At 68.7% G+C, this 15,382-nt stretch carries 12 protein-coding genes and 1 pseudogene; 5 read left to right on the forward strand and 8 right to left on the reverse strand.

The features are described 5' to 3' along the window. Positions 1-23: 23 nt before the first annotated feature. The gene (locus OG734_RS20720; protein WP_330289021.1) at positions 24-1,103 is read right to left on the reverse strand and encodes a CU044_5270 family protein; all 1,080 of its coding nucleotides are present in this window, start codon (positions 1,101-1,103) and stop codon (positions 24-26) included. After that, positions 1,100-1,729: an RNA polymerase sigma factor gene (locus tag OG734_RS20725; RefSeq protein WP_330289022.1), complete on the reverse strand. Its 630-nt coding sequence runs from the start codon at positions 1,727-1,729 to the stop codon at positions 1,100-1,102. The genes OG734_RS20720 and OG734_RS20725 overlap by 4 nt, the downstream gene beginning before the upstream one ends. A 330-nt stretch (positions 1,730-2,059) precedes the next feature. On the opposite strand from OG734_RS20725, the gene OG734_RS20730 reads away from it, so the two are divergent. Together OG734_RS20730 and serC are read left to right on the forward strand one after the other, a co-directional pair. Beyond that, positions 2,060-5,725 carry an NACHT domain-containing protein gene (locus OG734_RS20730; protein WP_330289023.1) on the forward strand — a complete coding sequence of 1,222 codons (3,666 nt, stop codon included), beginning with the start codon at positions 2,060-2,062 and terminating at the stop codon, positions 5,723-5,725. Positions 5,726-5,802: 77 nt separating this feature from the next. Further along, positions 5,803-6,921: a phosphoserine transaminase gene (gene serC, locus OG734_RS20735; protein ID WP_330289024.1), complete on the forward strand. Its 1,119-nt coding sequence runs from the start codon at positions 5,803-5,805 to the stop codon at positions 6,919-6,921. Positions 6,922-7,002: 81 nt separating this feature from the next. On the opposite strand, the gene OG734_RS20740 is transcribed toward serC, so the two are convergent. Then, positions 7,003-7,680 (reverse strand): FadR/GntR family transcriptional regulator, encoded by a 678-nt coding sequence (locus OG734_RS20740; RefSeq protein ID WP_443064883.1) that lies wholly within the window; start codon positions 7,678-7,680, stop codon positions 7,003-7,005. A gap of 111 nt (positions 7,681-7,791) precedes the next feature. Between OG734_RS20740 and OG734_RS20745 the strand changes: the two genes are divergently transcribed. Next, positions 7,792-9,090 (forward strand): CynX/NimT family MFS transporter, encoded by a 1,299-nt coding sequence (locus OG734_RS20745; protein WP_330289025.1) that lies wholly within the window; start codon positions 7,792-7,794, stop codon positions 9,088-9,090. Between the two features lie 300 nt (positions 9,091-9,390). Here OG734_RS20745 and OG734_RS20750 read toward each other — a convergent pair whose 3' ends face one another. Together OG734_RS20750 and OG734_RS20755 are read right to left on the reverse strand one after the other, a co-directional pair. Further along, a complete protein-coding gene (locus tag OG734_RS20750; protein ID WP_330289026.1) occupies positions 9,391-9,603 on the reverse strand; it encodes a ferredoxin in 213 nt (70 codons plus the stop codon). 13 nt (positions 9,604-9,616) lie between these two features. Beyond that, positions 9,617-10,816 (reverse strand): cytochrome P450, encoded by a 1,200-nt coding sequence (locus OG734_RS20755; protein ID WP_330289027.1) that lies wholly within the window; start codon positions 10,814-10,816, stop codon positions 9,617-9,619. A 592-nt stretch (positions 10,817-11,408) separates the two neighbouring features. Between OG734_RS20755 and OG734_RS20760 the strand changes: the two are divergent. Then, a pseudogene (locus tag OG734_RS20760) lies at positions 11,409-11,552 on the forward strand (phosphoserine transaminase); the annotation flags it as partial. A gap of 119 nt (positions 11,553-11,671) precedes the next feature. Here OG734_RS20760 and OG734_RS20765 read toward each other — a convergent pair. Then, a complete protein-coding gene (locus OG734_RS20765; RefSeq protein ID WP_330289028.1) occupies positions 11,672-12,061 on the reverse strand; it encodes a VOC family protein in 390 nt (129 codons plus the stop codon). A gap of 116 nt (positions 12,062-12,177) precedes the next feature. Here OG734_RS20765 and OG734_RS20770 point away from each other — a divergent pair, with 116 nt between their 5' ends. Continuing rightward, positions 12,178-12,372 carry a hypothetical protein gene (locus tag OG734_RS20770; RefSeq protein ID WP_330289029.1) on the forward strand — a complete coding sequence of 65 codons (195 nt, stop codon included), beginning with the start codon at positions 12,178-12,180 and terminating at the stop codon, positions 12,370-12,372. A 73-nt stretch (positions 12,373-12,445) separates the two neighbouring features. Here OG734_RS20770 and OG734_RS20775 read toward each other — a convergent pair whose 3' ends face one another. After that, the gene (locus OG734_RS20775) at positions 12,446-14,023 is read right to left on the reverse strand and encodes a cellulase family glycosylhydrolase (protein WP_330289030.1); all 1,578 of its coding nucleotides are present in this window, start codon (positions 14,021-14,023) and stop codon (positions 12,446-12,448) included. A gap of 219 nt (positions 14,024-14,242) precedes the next feature. Further along, on the reverse strand, positions 14,243-15,229 hold the full coding sequence (locus tag OG734_RS20780) for a WD40 repeat domain-containing protein (protein ID WP_330289031.1): 987 nt from the start codon (positions 15,227-15,229) through the stop codon (positions 14,243-14,245). Positions 15,230-15,382 lie beyond the last annotated feature (153 nt).

Raw genomic sequence — 15,382 nt, forward strand, 5'->3', positions numbered from 1 at the left:
CTCAGGGGCGCCTCCGGGTCACCTCAGGGGCGCGCGCCGGGCTTGTCCACGACGCCCCAGGCGGCCCGTGCCGTGATGATCCCGGGATCCGACTCCTGGAGATCCTCCGGCGACTGGCTCATTCCCTCGGGAAGTTCGATCGGCCCGACGCCCTGGACCTCCCCCAGATAGGCGTACGTCTCGGGGTCGAAGAAGATCTCCTGTTTGCCCGTCCAGCCGGCGGCGCTGGGCTTGGCATAGGTCACGGTCACGCCGATCGCCGGACGCCCGAGGGGGTCCTCGACGCCCTTCTCCACCCGTGCACCGGGGATCTTCGCGAGCGCGCGGAACAGGCCCGCCTGGACCTTCGGCGGGATGAGGACGGAGCGGTAGAGGACGTCGATCTCCCGCCAGTCGCGTTCCGCCGGCGTCTCGCCGGGGATGTCGCCGATGGCGTGCTCCTGGCGGATGCGCTTCATCATGCGGTCGGGGTCGCTGGGGAGGGTGGCGAGGAAGCGGTAGAACTGACGCTGGGACCGGTCGTCGTAACCCTCCTCCTTCCACTTCTCCTCCTGGTTGGGGCCGTACCAGACCTGCAGTTTGTTCGGGTCGAAGTCCTCGAAGTTGCCCGCGGACGGGGAGCCGGGCAGGCGGGCGGCGCCGGTGCCGTCCCAGCGGGTCCACTGTTCGGACGTCTGGGGCCCGTCGCTGCCGAAGGAGGTGCTCTTCTCGTAGACCCACTGCTTCGGACGGGGCTCGTTCGCGCCGAGCTTCTCGACGGTGGCCGCGGCCAGTTCGAGGGTGTCGGCGGAGGCCTGCGCGGAGAGCAGTTGGCCGGCCGGCGATGCGGTACTGGTGGTGTCGCCGGACAGGGACGCGACAACACCACCGGCGACGGCGAGACCGGCTACCGCCGCGGCACCCACGAGGACGAGACGACGCCGGGGGAGGGACAGGGACAGGGGCGTACCCATGGCCCCGTTCCCAGCTCCGACGGTCTCCTCCCGGAACGCCGCCGTGAGCAACTCCCTTTGCGGTGCGAGGAGTTCAGGGCTGGGAAGGGGTACATCGGAACGCATCTCACGCAGTGCGGACACTTCGGGAAGTTCGGAGAGATCGTTCATGTGAGGTCGCCTTCGGGTGCGTGCGGTTCGAACGTTTCACTGAAGGGGCTGTGCGCACCGGCCGAGGCGCGCAGCTTGCGACGCGCCCGGTTAAGCCGTGAGCGGACGGTGCCCACCGGGATGTCCAGTGCCTCGGCGATCTCCTGGTAGCTGAACTCGGCCCAGGCGAACAGCAGCAGTACGTGCCGGTCGCCCTCGGAGAGCTTGGCCAGCGACTTGGCGAGGGGCCGGGAGGCGGCCTGCGCGGCGACGCGGTCGTCGGCGGAGTCGGTCCAGGTCTCGGCCACGGGATCGTGCCCGGTACGGGCGAGGAGCTTCAGCGCTCGCACCTCCTCACGGCGATGCCGGCTGATCAGTTTCGCCGCGATGCCGTACAGCCAGGGGCGGACGCCGGCGCGCTCGCTGTCGTAGCGGGCGCGTATCCGGAAGGCGGTGAGGAAGGTGTCGGCGGTGACGTCTTCGGCCGCGTCATGACCGAGTCGCCGGGCGACGTACTGATGGATGGCGGGCGCGTACCGGTCGAAGAGCGCCGCGAAGCGCTCCGGTTCGTCGAGCGACGCCGCGATCAGCACGGCATCCGCCTCCGCACCGGCCCCTTGGTAGGGCCGGCAGAGGGAATCAGTCATGGACGGTCCGTGTCGTCAGAGGGTCATGAGGAATTGGACAGCGTTCTCTCAGTACTTGCCAAGAAACGGGGATCGGGTTCACGGAGGTTCGAGGCAGCACCGGCCCGCACCCCTCCAGCACCGGCCGGCATTCCCAGCCCGTCCGGGGGTCCCCCCTCTGGCAGGGGCGGCGGGGGCGAGTTCCAGCCGCCCCAACTGGCCGAGTTCCGCCAAGTGGCGACGTCACGCAAGGGCTGGTGAACTGGATGAAGGGATCCCTCCACCTCTACATCCCAAACCGGAAGCGTCGGCCCCCGGCCGATCCCGGCGGAGCCGACGGAGTGGTGGTCAATGGGATACGCACTCCATCAGCGCAAGGTCAAGATCGTCACAGGTCCGCCGGAGGGAGGCCCTCTCCGGGAACTGTGGGCGCACGGCCGGCGCCCGTTCGTCGCCGCCTTCTGGCACCTCCGCACCCGGTGGCTGATCCACCGGGGCGTCACGCGCGCCAGACGGTGGTGGAATCCGCCGTGGACGACCGCGCTGGTCGCGGTCGTCGCCCTGTTGACCGCTGGACTGCTCGCGTGGGTCTTCGTCGCGGTGCTGGATCTCGTCGGAAAGACGTCGTGGGTGGGCGGCTTCGGACCGCACAAGCTGTGCGGGGGCGACGACAACAAGGCCAACAACAACTCCGCCGCATGCGACGTGGTCAGCGGCGTCGCGATGCCCATACTCGTACTGGCCGCCTCGACCCTCCTGTTTCTGTCCTGGCGGCTGTGGCAGGTCCGCCGGTTCTGCACGTACCAGGCGAGGTACGAGCCCAGCCGCCTGGTGCAGACGGCGGGCAGCCTGATGGACGAGGTGGTCGGACGCGACCAGCTCTGCAACGCCATCATGAAGAACCTGGGCGACAAGAAGGTCCGACGGCCTCATGTCGTCGTCGGGGGCATCGGTGTCGGGAAGACGGCGTTGTTGGTCCGGCTCGCCCAGAAACTCGCGGCCGCGGGGGCCGTTCCCATCCCGATACGGCTGCGCGACATCCAGGGTGACGAGCCGCTGAACTTCGACGAAATGGCGCTTGCGCGTTTCCGCGACATCGTGCGGTCGAAGGTACGGTCCGACGGCGAGATCGACCGAATCTGGAGGTGGCTTCGGCAGCGGGCCGACCGGATCGTGGTCCTCGCGGACGGTCTGGAGGAGGCGTTCGGCCAGGACCACCTGTGCGGCCGACGCGACAATCTGATCCGGGACGCGATACGCAGGGCCGGCCAGGAAGGGCTGCCGCTGGTCATCGCCTCGCGGCCGCACGAGCCGCTGCGCGCGATGCAGGCGGCCGTCTCGGAGCTGGAGCCGCTGAGCAACGAGGCGGCCTTGTGTTACATCGCTCGCAGCGGCAGTTGGCGCTCCGATCCGACCCTGCTCGACCGGATCGTGGAAGCCGCCAACATGGCGGAATCCCCCATCTATCTCAAGATCGCCAAGGATCTGCACAGAAAGGACCTGCTGGAACCCCTGTGGACCGGGGGCGGGAATCCGGACCTCCAGCTCCATGACAGCTGGACGTTGCGGGCGGAACTCATGGAGACGTGGATCCAGGCGCTGGTCGACGGGGACGTCCACCCCGAACTGCCCATCGACCACGACACGAGGCTGGCGGTCGTGGAGTACATCTCCGCGTTGGCGTGCATCGGCCTGGCCTCGGACAGCGCCGACGTCAACCTCGGGGAACTCACATCGGACGCACCGTGGAACAAGCGCGCCGCGCAGAAACTGGACGACCGGATGGCGGATCTGCGGTGGTCGCCGAAGGAGTACACCCACAAGCCCGGCGCCTCCGGGCAGGGACAGGAACATCAGGGACAGGAACACCGGTGTCGGGAACACCAGGGCCAGGAACACCCCTGCCAGGGAACCCCGGACGGCGCCGACCGGTGGATGGGCCCCAGGGTGGACGCCCGGATCGCAGCGACCTGGGGCACCCGGATGGGCCTGGTCCACGAGGACGGTGACAAGGTCCGTTTTCAGCACAGCATCGTGCAGGCCTATCTCGGATCCCGCTTCCTGGACAAGATGTTCGAGAACCCGGCGACCGACGGTCCGCCGGATGCACACCCGGAAACACACCCGGACGCGCACCTCGCCCGGGCACTGCGGCGGGGCGGACGGGAACTCCTCATCGCTCTCACCTTGTACTCCCGGTCGCAGAAGGGGAAGTGCACCTGCGGTGACTCCGCGGCGCGCGGGCGGCCATGCCCCGTGGACACGATGTGCGAGCTGTTGGAGAAGCAGGCCAAGAATCTGCTGACCGCCGCGGAGCGCGCCCAGCAGGTGGCCGAACAGCTTCCGGCGACCGGTAACGGCGAGCCCGACGAGCGCGGCGGCCCACGGCTGAGGGCGCTCGAGATCTACGGCGCCGCCGTGGAGATCGACAGCGTCGGGAGCGCCCCGAGACAGTACGACCTCGTCTCGGAGATCTCGAAGGACTGGAACCGTCTCGGCCAGAACGAGGACCCCACCAGGCTCCGCGAGGCGAAACTCGCCCTGGTGAAGCAGTGCGGAACGGCGGTACGCCGCGTGGCCGCCGCCCGGAGCCGCAACCCGGGGTGCGAGCACCCGGTATACCCGCCGTACGGCGTCCTGTTCGGGATCGGCCGCAAGGAGACGGACCGCCGGGTGCGCGAGGCGATCGTCAAGGAGATAGGAGCAGGCGGCGAACCGGCGTACCAGGCGCTGTGCGACAGACTTTCCGCGGCTTGTACGTCGATCGTGACCCAACGCGAGTGCAATGGCCAGGAGATGAGGCCATCCCCCGAGGAGGCGGACAGGAACGACCGCAGGTCGCAGCGGGACCTGATGGAGGTGAGGGAACGGAAGGAACGCAGGTACGCCGAGGAGGAGGCCCTGGCGGAGAAGGGGAACTGGGCCTGCAACACGATGCGGGCCTGGCTCCTCCCGCTGCTCGTCGAGTCCTCCATGATGTCCCGCCACCTCGCCAGCCCTCGCGACGACCTGGACAGCTGGGTCCGGATGGCGACCGGGGAAACAACCGATGCCAGGATTCGCCAGGACGGCCCCGGCGCCCCCGTCGGCCTGGGAGCGGCGCTGGCCCAGGGATTCAAGTACGCCGCCAACCGGCGGCCCGGCCCCCGGTCCAACCGCAAGGCCCGCGAGTTCCTCGTCAAGCAGGCCCAGGAGCTGCTGAAGCAGAGCACGTTCTGGTACACGCGTCTGACGCTTCTGCACGCCCTGACCCTGTGGAGCCTGCCCGACGACGTCAACGCCGACCAGCCGATCCGCGGCCACGGGTCGGACCCCAGGGGCCAGGTGAAGGAGTGGCTGTCGCTGGGCGGCGGAAACCGGGCGGAGCACCCTCTGGTCGAGGGCGCCGCCAAGCTGGCGGTGCGCGCTCTGCAGACCCGGCGACCCGAGCGGTTCCTGTGGATCGACGAGGCGGCCCTGGCCTCCCGCATCGGCACCGAGGTCGGGCTGCCCGGGGAGCAGCGGGCCCACAATCTGTGGATCCCGCCGTCCACCGGGTGGAGCACCCTGGACCCCACGGCACAGCAATTGCTCGCGGACGTACTGCTGATGCTGGTGCTCGGCGAACGGTCGTACCGGCCGAAGGACTTGTTCCGCATCCTGGACGTCTGTGCCCGCGAGCCGGCCCAGTTGCCGTCCTGCGTACGCAAGGACCGCACCAGGCTGAACCCCGTCCGGGGCGCGGAACGCGCGTCGCAGCCCGGATCCAGCTGCACGGACGAGTGCCGGATGAAGATGTGCCCCTACCCGGCCAAGGTGGAGAACCTGCGGATGGAGTTCAGCGAGGTCTTCTGCCTGCACCAGCGCGACGTGCTGAAGAAGTGGCAGCCCTGGGCGTGGGCTTCCCTGCGATTCCGCCGGGAGGCGCCCTGGCAGCGCAAGGTGCCCATAGCCGGCATGCGCCGCTTCTGGGACCAGATGAGCGACCGGGCCCGGGACATCGACCCGGACGACACAGGCAGCACCCGTCCGCGTTGACCTCATCCGCATTGACCTCGTCTCATCCGACGGACGACGTTTCGCCCAGGTTTCGCGGAGCCGATAGGCTCCCGCCCGTGGCTGACATCCAGATCCCCGCTGACATCAAGCCCGCCGACGGACGTTTCGGCGCGGGCCCCTCCAAGGTGCGGACGGAAGCGCTGGACGCGCTGGCCGCCACCGGTAGTTCCCTCCTCGGTACCTCCCACCGCCAGGCCCCGGTCAAGAACCTGGTGGGCAAGGTGCGCGAGGGTATCTCCGCGCTGTTCCAGCTCCCCGACGGCTACGAGGTCATCCTCGGCAACGGCGGCTCGACCGCGTTCTGGGACGTCGCGACGCACGGCCTGATCGAGAACAAGTCGCAGCACCTCACCTTCGGTGAGTTCAGCTCGAAGTTCGCGAAGGCCGCCAAGCTCGCCCCTTGGCTCGCCGACCCGACCGTCATCTCCTCGGACCCGGGCACCCACCCGGACCCGGAGGCCGAGGCGGGCGTCGACGCGTACGCCTTCACCCACAACGAGACGTCCACCGGTGTCGCCGCTCCCATCAAGCGCGTACCGGGTGCCGACGAGGGCTCCCTCGTCCTCGTGGACGCCACGTCCGGCGCCGGCGGTCTGCCGGTCGACGTCGCCGAGACCGACGTCTACTACTTCGCCCCGCAGAAGTCCTTCGCGGCGGACGGCGGCCTCTGGCTCGCCGCGTTCTCCCCGGCGGCGATCGAGCGCGCCGAGCGCATCCACGCGAGCGGACGCCACATCCCGGAGTTCTTCAGCCTCCCCACGGCGATCGACAACTCGCGCAAGAACCAGACGTACAACACGCCGGCCCTCGCCACCCTGTTCCTCCTCAACGAGCAGCTGGAGTGGATCAACGGCCAGGGCGGCCTGGACTGGGCGGTCCGCCGCACGGCCACCTCCGCCCGGACGCTGTACGGCTGGGCCGAGGACGTCAAGTACGCGACCCCGTTCGTGACGGACCCGGCCAAGCGCTCGCAGGTCATCGGCACGATCGACTTCACGGACGACATCGACGCCGCCGCCGTCGCCAAGGTTCTGCGCGCCAACGGCATCGTCGACACGGAGCCCTACCGCAAGCTGGGCCGCAACCAGCTCCGCGTGGCGATGTTCCCGGCGGTCGACCCGACGGACGTCGAGGCGCTGACGAAGTGCATCGACTACGTGATCGAGAAGCTGTAACCGCTTCCCGTACGACGACGACGGGGGCGCTCGGTGTTGATCACCGGGCGCCCCCGTCGTCGTACGGGAGAACGATGACCGTCACTCGTACTTCTCGGCGGGAGCGCAGTCCATGTAGGAGCCGGACTCGTGCGCCGCCCGGTCGCTGTCGCGTTCGCGGATCGCCTCGACGAGACGGGCGTGGTCCTGGAACTGCTCGGGGCGCAGTGTGTCGCCGAAATGGTCCAGCAGCGAGTCCCGGATCACCTCACCGAGGTCCGCGTGCAACTCGGCCAGCACGGTGTTGTGGGACGCGCTGACGACGGCCAGGTGGAAGGCGACATCCGCGTTCGCGAAACCGAGCCGGTCTCCGGCCGACCATGCCTGCTGCCGCTGTTGCAGCAGGAGTTCGAGCCGTTCCAGGTCGTCCGGGGTGCGGCGGACACAGGCCAGACGCGCCGCCCGGATCTCCAGGGCGCTGCGGACGTCGGTGACGTCCTCCGTCCGGGCCCTTTCGAAGCGGGTCCGCATCATGCCGGCGAGTTCGCTGGTCGCCTGCACATAGGACCCGGAGCCGTGGCGGATTTCCAGCAGGCCGGTGTGCGCCAGGGCCCGGACCGCCTCCCGCACCGTGTTCCGGGCCACGCCGAGCTGCTCGACCAGCTCCGTCTCGGTCGGGATGCGTGAGCCCACAGGCCAGGCCCCGGAGGTGATCTGCCGTCGCAGTCGGGTGATCACCTGGTCGGAAAGCGCCTGGCGGCGAACGGGATCCATAGTCATCCCATCAGTCTATGACAGTTCTTGTCGGGTGGACCCACCTGAGACTCATCCCATGAATCTACCTCCGAACCACTAGACATCGAGTCATAGGATGAGTCTACGATAGGCCCTATGTCGAAGAGTGAGCTCAACAGGCACGCCTCGCACCCCGGCCAGAACACCTCCAACACCCCCGACACCCCCCTCAGCACCTCCCCCACTTCCCCCACCTCCCGGACTTCCCGAGAGATGCGGGGACTCGCGGTGGCGGCGCTCGTACTCGCGGCACTCAACCTGCGGCCGGGGGTCACCAGCCTGGGGCCGGTTCTCGAAGAGGTGCGCGACAGCCTGTCCATGAGCGGCACTCTGAGCGGAGTCCTCACCTCCATCCCCGCCGCGTGCTTCGCCCTGATCGGCTCCGCGGCCCCGGCTCTCGCCCGGCGTTACGGCGCGGCCGGCGCCATCGCCGCCGCCGGCACGGTGCTCACGGCCGGCCTCGCACTGCGGCCGTTCGCCGCCAACCCCGCCCTGTTCGTCGCGCTGACCGCCCTGTCACTCGCCGGCATCGCCATCGCCAACGTGCTGCTCCCGGCCGTCGTCAAAGAGCGCTTCCCCGACCGGGTGGGCACGATGACCGGCCTGTACTCCATGGCTCTGAACGTCGGCGCCTCGTCCGCAGCCGCCGCGACCGTCCCGCTGACCGAGGCGTTCGGCGGCAACTGGCGATACGGCCTGGGGGCCTGGTCGATCCTGGCCGCCATGGCCGTACCCCCCTGGCTGGCCCTCGCCCGCCGCCGGCGGCCACCGGGAGCGGAGCCGGTGAACGCGAACGCCCCGTACGACCCGCAGCACCCTCCCCGGGTCCGGCTCTCCCGGGACCGCACCGCCTGGGCACTCACCGCCTACTTCGGACTCCAGGCCGGCTCCGCCTACATCATCATCGGCTGGCTGCCCCAGATCTTCCGCGACGCCGGACTCTCCGCCCAGACCGCGGGCCTGCTCTTCTCGGGCACCTCCCTGCTCGGCGTACCCCTGTCCTTCGCCCTGTCGGCCATGGCCGGGAAGCTTCGCCACCAGAGCGGGATCGCGGCGGCGATCGGCGCGTGCGGCCTGGCCGGATTCACGGGGCTGTGGGTCGATCCGGCCGCCGCGCCCTGGCTCTGGGCGCTCCTCCTGGGCGTGGCCAACTGCTCCTTCCCGCTGGCCCTGACGATGATCGGCATGCGCGGCCGGGACGGCGCCGCCGTCGTGCGGCTCTCCGGCTTCGTACAGGGCTTCGGCTATCTGCTGGCGATTCCCGGACCCGTAGTCGTAGGCGTTCTCTACGACCGCTCCGACGGCTGGCGGCTGCCCCTGGCCTTCATCCTGCTGCTGACCCTGGTCCAGATCGCGGCAGGCCTGCTGGCGGGCCGCAATCGCCAGATCGGCTGAAGAGAAACATACCTTTCCCCGAATTCCCCCAAATCCCGAAGCCACTGAACCAGCTCCAGAAACACCCCCATGTCGCCGTACAGCTCATGCTCGTTACACCTCCCAGCGCTCCCCCTGCGTGCACTTACTTCCTCGTCCTCGTCGGCATAGCCACAGCCTCATCAACCACCGCCGACTCACTTCGTGGACAACAGCGAAAGCGGGCCTCGATGGGCCCATTCTCTGAGGACCCGCGCCCTCGGGCAGCGCGGTACGCGCAGCGTTGTGACCCCTCGTAGGGACAAGAAAGTCACCAGGCGGTCAGCCGACCGTCTCGGACACCGTGATGGCGGCGACGGGGCAGGCCCGGGCGGCCTCCCGGACCAGGGGGTCGCCGCCGCCGTCCTCTCGGCCGGGCAGGAGGGTGCTGAAGCCGTCGTCGTCCTGGGTGAAGACGCCCGGGGCGGTCAGGGCGCACTGGCCCGCCCCGATGCAGACGTCCTGGTCGATCTCGATGTGGGTGTCGTCAGGCATGAAACGGAGCCTCTTACCAGGTCACGGGGAGTTCCAGCATCCCCTGAATCGTGTCGCCGGGTTTGAAGGGGATCTCGTCGGCGGGGGCGGCGAGGCGGAGGGCGGGCAGCCGGACGAACAGCGTGCGCAAGGCGATCTCCAGTTCGGCGCGGGCGAGGTTCTGGCCGAGGCACTGGTGAATGCCGAAGCCGAACGCGACGTGGTGGCGGGCGGGCCGGTGCCAGTCCAGGGTGTCGGGGTCGACGTAGACGTCCTCGTCGCGGTTGATGACCGAGGTCAAGAAGACGACGGCGTCACCCGCCCTGATGGTCGTCCCGGCCACCTCGATGTCCTCCAGCGCCATCCGCAGCAGTCCGTCGGCGATCGACAGCATCCGCATGAGCTCCTCGACCGCGTCCGGAATCAACGCGGGGTCGGTGCGCAACTCCGCGAGTCGGTCGGGGTGTTGGAGGAGGGTGTAGGTGCCGAGCGAGATCATGTTGGCGGTCGTCTCGTGGCCGGCGACCAGCAGGATGATCGCCAGGGCGATCAGTTGCTCACGGTTCAGCTCCCCGTCTCGCAGCTGCCGGTGCACGAGTTCGTCGAGCACGCCGTCGCCCGGCTCCGGCTGTTTGCTTTTGCGGTCGATCAACTCGTCGAAGTACTCCTCCAGTTGATCCCGGGCATCCATGACATCCTCGGCCTTCGGGCCGCGTAGCAAGCGCCTGGACTGTCCTTCGAAGAAGTCGTGGTCGGTGTACGGCACCCCGAGCAGGGCGCAGATCACGGTCGAGGGGACCGGCAGCGCGAAGTCGCTCACCAGCTCGGCGGGCGGCCCCTGGGCGATCATCACGTCGATGCGCTCGTCCACGATCCGCTGGATGCGCGGGCGCATTTCGGTGGCCCGCCGGAGCGTGAAACCGGGAACCGTCATGCGTCGCTGGACGCGATGCTCCGGGTCGTCGACGCCCAGCAGAGCGGTCTTCCGGTTCTTGACCGCCGCCAACCGTGCCGTGAGCGCCGGGAATCCGTCGCGGGTGCGGTCGGTAGACAGACGCGGGTCGGCGAGCAGGGCCCGGGCGGTGTCTCGTCCGGTGACCAGCCAGGCCGGACGGCCGTCGTAGAGGGTGACCCGGGACAGCGGGCGGGTGGCGCGCAGGGGTGCGTAGGCGGCAGGCGGGTGGTAGGGGCAGGTCCGGTCCTGGGGGAAGGCGACAGGTTCCGTTTCCGTCATGGAAGACCTCGCAGACGAAGGGTGCGTCGTGCAGACCTTCATTAGATGCCCAGGGCATCCATAGAGCGACGGCAAGTTCGGCCAGATCGGTGGCGGGGCAATCTGGCCGGGGATCGCCGCCCCTGAGCGGGGAAACGGACGGTGGGATTCACCACGGGACGGCCGCACCTCGGAAATCCGGTTCAAGCGTCTCTGGAACTCTTAAGGATCCTGGGTTGTCGCGTGGTCCCGAGGGGTGGAAGCGGTAACGAGCGCGGACGAGTCCGGGCCGATCCTTGGGTAGAGCCCGTATGCGGGCGTCACTGGCGGTGACGCGATGCCGACGTCTGGACTGCCCCGGCTCTTTCGAGCGGGCACACCCTGGGATCGTCGCCCCGCCGGACGCTGAACCGGCCACCGCGGAAAGCCGCGGTGCCAGTGGCGGGGACCGCGCGCATTTCAAGCACGCGGCGGATATCAGGTAGAACGACAGGCGGTCCATAGGGTTACGGCCGGGCCGAATTCAGCATCCCTCAGCGTCCCGAAGGCAATCGCCGCACTGTTGGAGACCCTGTTTCCTGCGTCCACCCAGTATGGGCCGCCGCCCTCGCCCAAGGTCCTCCGCGCTAACGGCATCATCGACACGGAGCCCTACCGCAAGCTCGGCCGCGACCAGCTCCGCGTGGCGATGTTCCCGGAGAGCGCCCCGACGGACGTCGAGGCGCTGACGAAGCGCATCGACTACGTACGTGATCGAGAAGCTGTAGCCACCAAGGCCCCTTCTTCGGAGCCGTCCGCGACGGAATTGGCACAATCAGTGGCCGAGGGCCGCACTCCACTCCGGAGTGCGGCCCTCGGCGCGTGTGCTTACGAGACCTACGAGGTCCAGCCGCCGTACGGCACGGTGATGAGTTCCATGGCGTGGCCCGCCGGGTCCATGAAGTACACGCCGCGGCCACCGTCGTTGTGGTTGATCGCGCCAGGCTGCTTCCGCTGGGGATCGGCGTAGTGCTCGATGCCGTGTCGGCTGATCTGCGCGTACGCCGTGTCGAACTCCTCCTCGGAGACCAGGAAGGCGTAGTGCTGTGGGGTGATGCTGTCCGCGGGGATCGTGGCGAAGTCCAGTGTGACGCCGTTGCTCAGCTCGATCGCGATGAACGGGCCCCACTCGGCGGTGATTTCGAGACCCAGCAGGTTCGCGAAGAATTCAGCGGACTCCCGATTGTCTCGGGCGTGGACGATCGTGTGGTTCAACTCGACTGACAAGGAATGCCTCCGAAGGGCATCTCCCGACACCTCCATGCCTCACCCAGCCGGTGACCGACACGCGATGTCGCCGTAGATCCTACCTGCCGTACAGTCCGGCCGGGGGAGGTGATCGCGTGACTGATCGCAGTTGGGACGACGACAGCGAGTACCGCGACGCGGTCCAACGCGCCGAGCGGGCAACGCGGTTCGGCTGGGCGGCGGTCGCCGGCACAACAGGGGTGCTCGGTTGCGTACTGATCGTCGCGGTCGCTGTCTGTGCGGTCGCGGCCGTGGCGGGTCTGTACGTCGTGATGTCGATGGATCACTAGATACGTCGACCTGGGACGGGGTGCCCAGTGTCCCCGCAGCCACCGGGCACCCCCGTCCCGCAGCCTCAGCCGCTCACGTCGCCGTACAACTCACCACCGGCACACCCCCACCCCCAGGCGCTCCCCCGAACCCGAAGCTCGCCGAACTCCCCGCCGCCACACTTCCGTTGTGAACCGCGTTCACAGCGGTGACCGTCGATCCGCTCTGCGTGTACGACGCGTTCCACATGCTCGTGACCGCCTGTGAACCTCCCCAAGTCCAGGTCACCTTCCAGGACTTGAGCGCCACCGTCCCCGAATTGGTCACCTTCACCTCGGCGTTGAATCCGCCGCCCCAGTCACTGCTGACGGCATAGGAGGCAGCGCAGGCCGCCGTACTGCCGCCACCGCCACCGCCCCCTCCCCCGCCACCGCCACCGTTCCCGGGGAAGCCCGGCGCCTTCACGCTCGTCAGGTACCCGTCCTTCACGGTGTCGACCGTCTGCCAGTCGTCCTTCAGAATCCCGCCCGTGTCACCGGAGTTGGGGTTCCAGGACCAGAAGGTCCAGTGGAAGGAGTCCGAGCCGTAGGTCGAGGTCGGCCGCAGATAGTCGACCAGCGCGGCCAGCCACCGCTGGTCCACCGTCGACTGGAGCGTCGTACCGAACTCCCCCACCCACACCGGCGCGATGTTCTGCTTGAAGATGTAGCCCCAGTACTTGTCCCAGATCCCCGGCATGTTGGCGGGGAACGAGGGATCGCTGAACCAGCTCTGCTGGGCCACGCTCGTCGCGTAGTCGTGGGCGGAGTACACCACCCGGTTCGCCACATCCAGCTGCACCGGATACTGCGCGACCCCCATCAGGTTGCCGCCCCACCAGCCGGAGACCCCGTTGAACGTCTGCACGCCCTCCACGAACACCAGCAGCTGCGGATTCACGGAGAGAACCGCGTTGCCCGCCCGCTGTGCCGCCAGCCGCCAGTCCCTCGCCGTGTCCCCGCAGCCCCAACAGGCCGGATCGTGCGGCTCGTTGTGCAGGTCGATGCCGACGACCGCGTCCTGACCGGAGTAACGCGCCGCCAGTGCCTTCAGGTTGGCGATCCACGTCGACTCGGGCACCGCCGACGTGTACCAGAGCGCCGACTGTCCGCCCGAGTCCGGCCGATGCCGGTCCAGGATGACCTTGAGGCCGATCTGACCGGCGTACGCGACCAGTTTGTCCATGACCTGGAGGGAGCCCAGGCCCTGCAGGTCGGCGTTCTTGCCGCTGCTGAAGTCGATGCTGTTGGGGACGGTGGAGGACTTGAAGACGTCGTCGCTGTACGGCAGCCGGATGGTGTTGTAGCCGAGCGTCTTCATCTGGTCGATCATGCTCTTGTAGTCGCGGGACCAGAGGCCGTGGGGCACGTAGTTGCCGGTCTCGAAGCCGAACCAGTTGATGCCGGCGATCCGGACCGGCTGCCCGGCCGCGTCCAGGATCTGCCGCCCGCTGGTGTGCCAGTAGCCGGCACCGGCGGCCGCCGCGCGGACGTCCGCCGCGTCGGCGTCCACCGCGTGAGCGGCCTGCACACCGGCTCCCAGCGGTAACAGGAGCGCGGCGGCAACGGAACACAGCACTCTTCGCCAGCTGCGGACTTTGCGGCCCTTGCCGAAGTCGTGGAAGCGGAACATGTCGCTCGTTCCTCTCGGGAGGCGCGGCCCCGGAATCGATGGGAGCGCTCCCACATACCGCGCACCTCCCAGGAAACTGACACAACATGCCCACGTCAATACTCGCGGCACCCCGGAATGCGTACGGAGTTCAGCAGTCGCCCGGAGCGCTCACCGGAAGGCTCACCAGAACGCTCGGCCGCTCAGCGGTTCGGCTCGCGGAAACGCCCGCCGGGACGATCACGCCGACGGCCGCCGCCGAAGCCGCCTGACCCCGAGAAAAGCGACGAAGAGCACGGCGACAGCGATGGCCCCGGTCTTGACGTTCCCCTCCGAGCCCCCGCCCCCCGCGTTACCCGAGGCCGAACTCCCGTTGCCACCAGGCGAGTCGGAGTCACCGGACTTACCGTACGAAGGGGCGTCCTCGGCCGCGACCCCACTCTCGGCACCCTCACTCCCGTACATGATCTTGGAACCGTCGCGGCTGTACGTGACCGACTCCCCCTGCCCCTGCAGCGGCACGTCGAGCTGCCCCTGCCGCTTGAGCTTGCCGCCGTTCCAGGCGTAGGAGACGCCCCCGAAGTACCCGCGTACGGCCAACTGCTGCCCGTCGGGCGAGAAGGCGGCGTCGGTGGCCCACATGTCGACGGGGGCGACGGGCCGGAAGAGGTTGGTGCCGGAGGAGGAGAGCTTGGCCGGGCCGGCGTACAGATGCCCGCCGTCCTCCTGCTTGTCGATGATGTAGACGCGCCCGGTCTTCGGGTGCACGACGAGGGACTCGGCGTCGCGGGAACCGTCCGAGTACTTCACGACGTACTGGGTGGCGCGGATCGTCTGGTTTTTGAGCACCTTGGGCTCGGCGAGCTGGTAAATCCAGACATAATCCCAGGTCACGCCGTCGTTGTCGCCGATGTCGCCGACGTAGATCTGGTTGTTCGGCCCGATCGAGATGGCCTCGATGTCGCGGGGCTTGCCGACGCCGGTCATGGTGACGGTGGCGACGGTCTGCCCGGTCGCGCTGTCGATCGCGTACAGGAAGGCCCCGTCGTCACTGTCGTTGTGGGTCCAGTAGATGCCGGGGTGCTGGCGGGACGCGGCGAGACCGCTGGACTCGGTGATCCGCGGGTCCTTGATGGTGAAGCCCTCGTCACCATCGGCAGCGGAGGCGGGCGCGGCGAGCGCCCCGACGAGTAGGCCCCCGGCGAGGAGGGCGAGCGATCGGCGCATGCCCTCAAGCGTGCCATCCCGGCGATCGATACGACGCTCACGACCCTGAGCGCCCCGCCGGATCCGCCACCGGATCGCCGACTCACCGACGCACAACTGCCCACAAGCTGACATACACCTGACATCGGGTGGCCTGACTCACACAGCACACCT

It is taken from the genome of Streptomyces sp. NBC_00576 (genome assembly GCF_036345175.1).
GTDB lineage: Bacteria > Actinomycetota > Actinomycetes > Streptomycetales > Streptomycetaceae > Streptomyces.

Excerpts from the sequence above, each read along its gene's own strand:
- OG734_RS20720 (WP_330289021.1), bottom strand. The coding sequence starts at position 1,103 with ATGAACGATCTCTCCGAACTTCCCGAAGTGTCCGCACTGCGTGAGATG.
- OG734_RS20725 (WP_330289022.1), bottom strand. The coding sequence starts at position 1,729 with ATGACTGATTCCCTCTGCCGGCCCTACCAAGGGGCCGGTGCGGAGGCG.
- OG734_RS20730 (WP_330289023.1), top strand. The coding sequence starts at position 2,060 with ATGGGATACGCACTCCATCAGCGCAAGGTCAAGATCGTCACAGGTCCG.
- OG734_RS20740 (WP_443064883.1), bottom strand. The coding sequence starts at position 7,680 with ATGACTATGGATCCCGTTCGCCGCCAGGCGCTTTCCGACCAGGTGATC.
- OG734_RS20745 (WP_330289025.1), top strand. The coding sequence starts at position 7,792 with ATGTCGAAGAGTGAGCTCAACAGGCACGCCTCGCACCCCGGCCAGAAC.
- OG734_RS20750 (WP_330289026.1), bottom strand. The coding sequence starts at position 9,603 with ATGCCTGACGACACCCACATCGAGATCGACCAGGACGTCTGCATCGGG.
- OG734_RS20755 (WP_330289027.1), bottom strand. The coding sequence starts at position 10,816 with ATGACGGAAACGGAACCTGTCGCCTTCCCCCAGGACCGGACCTGCCCC.
- OG734_RS20775 (WP_330289030.1), bottom strand. The coding sequence starts at position 14,023 with ATGTTCCGCTTCCACGACTTCGGCAAGGGCCGCAAAGTCCGCAGCTGG.
- OG734_RS20780 (WP_330289031.1), bottom strand. The coding sequence starts at position 15,229 with ATGCGCCGATCGCTCGCCCTCCTCGCCGGGGGCCTACTCGTCGGGGCG.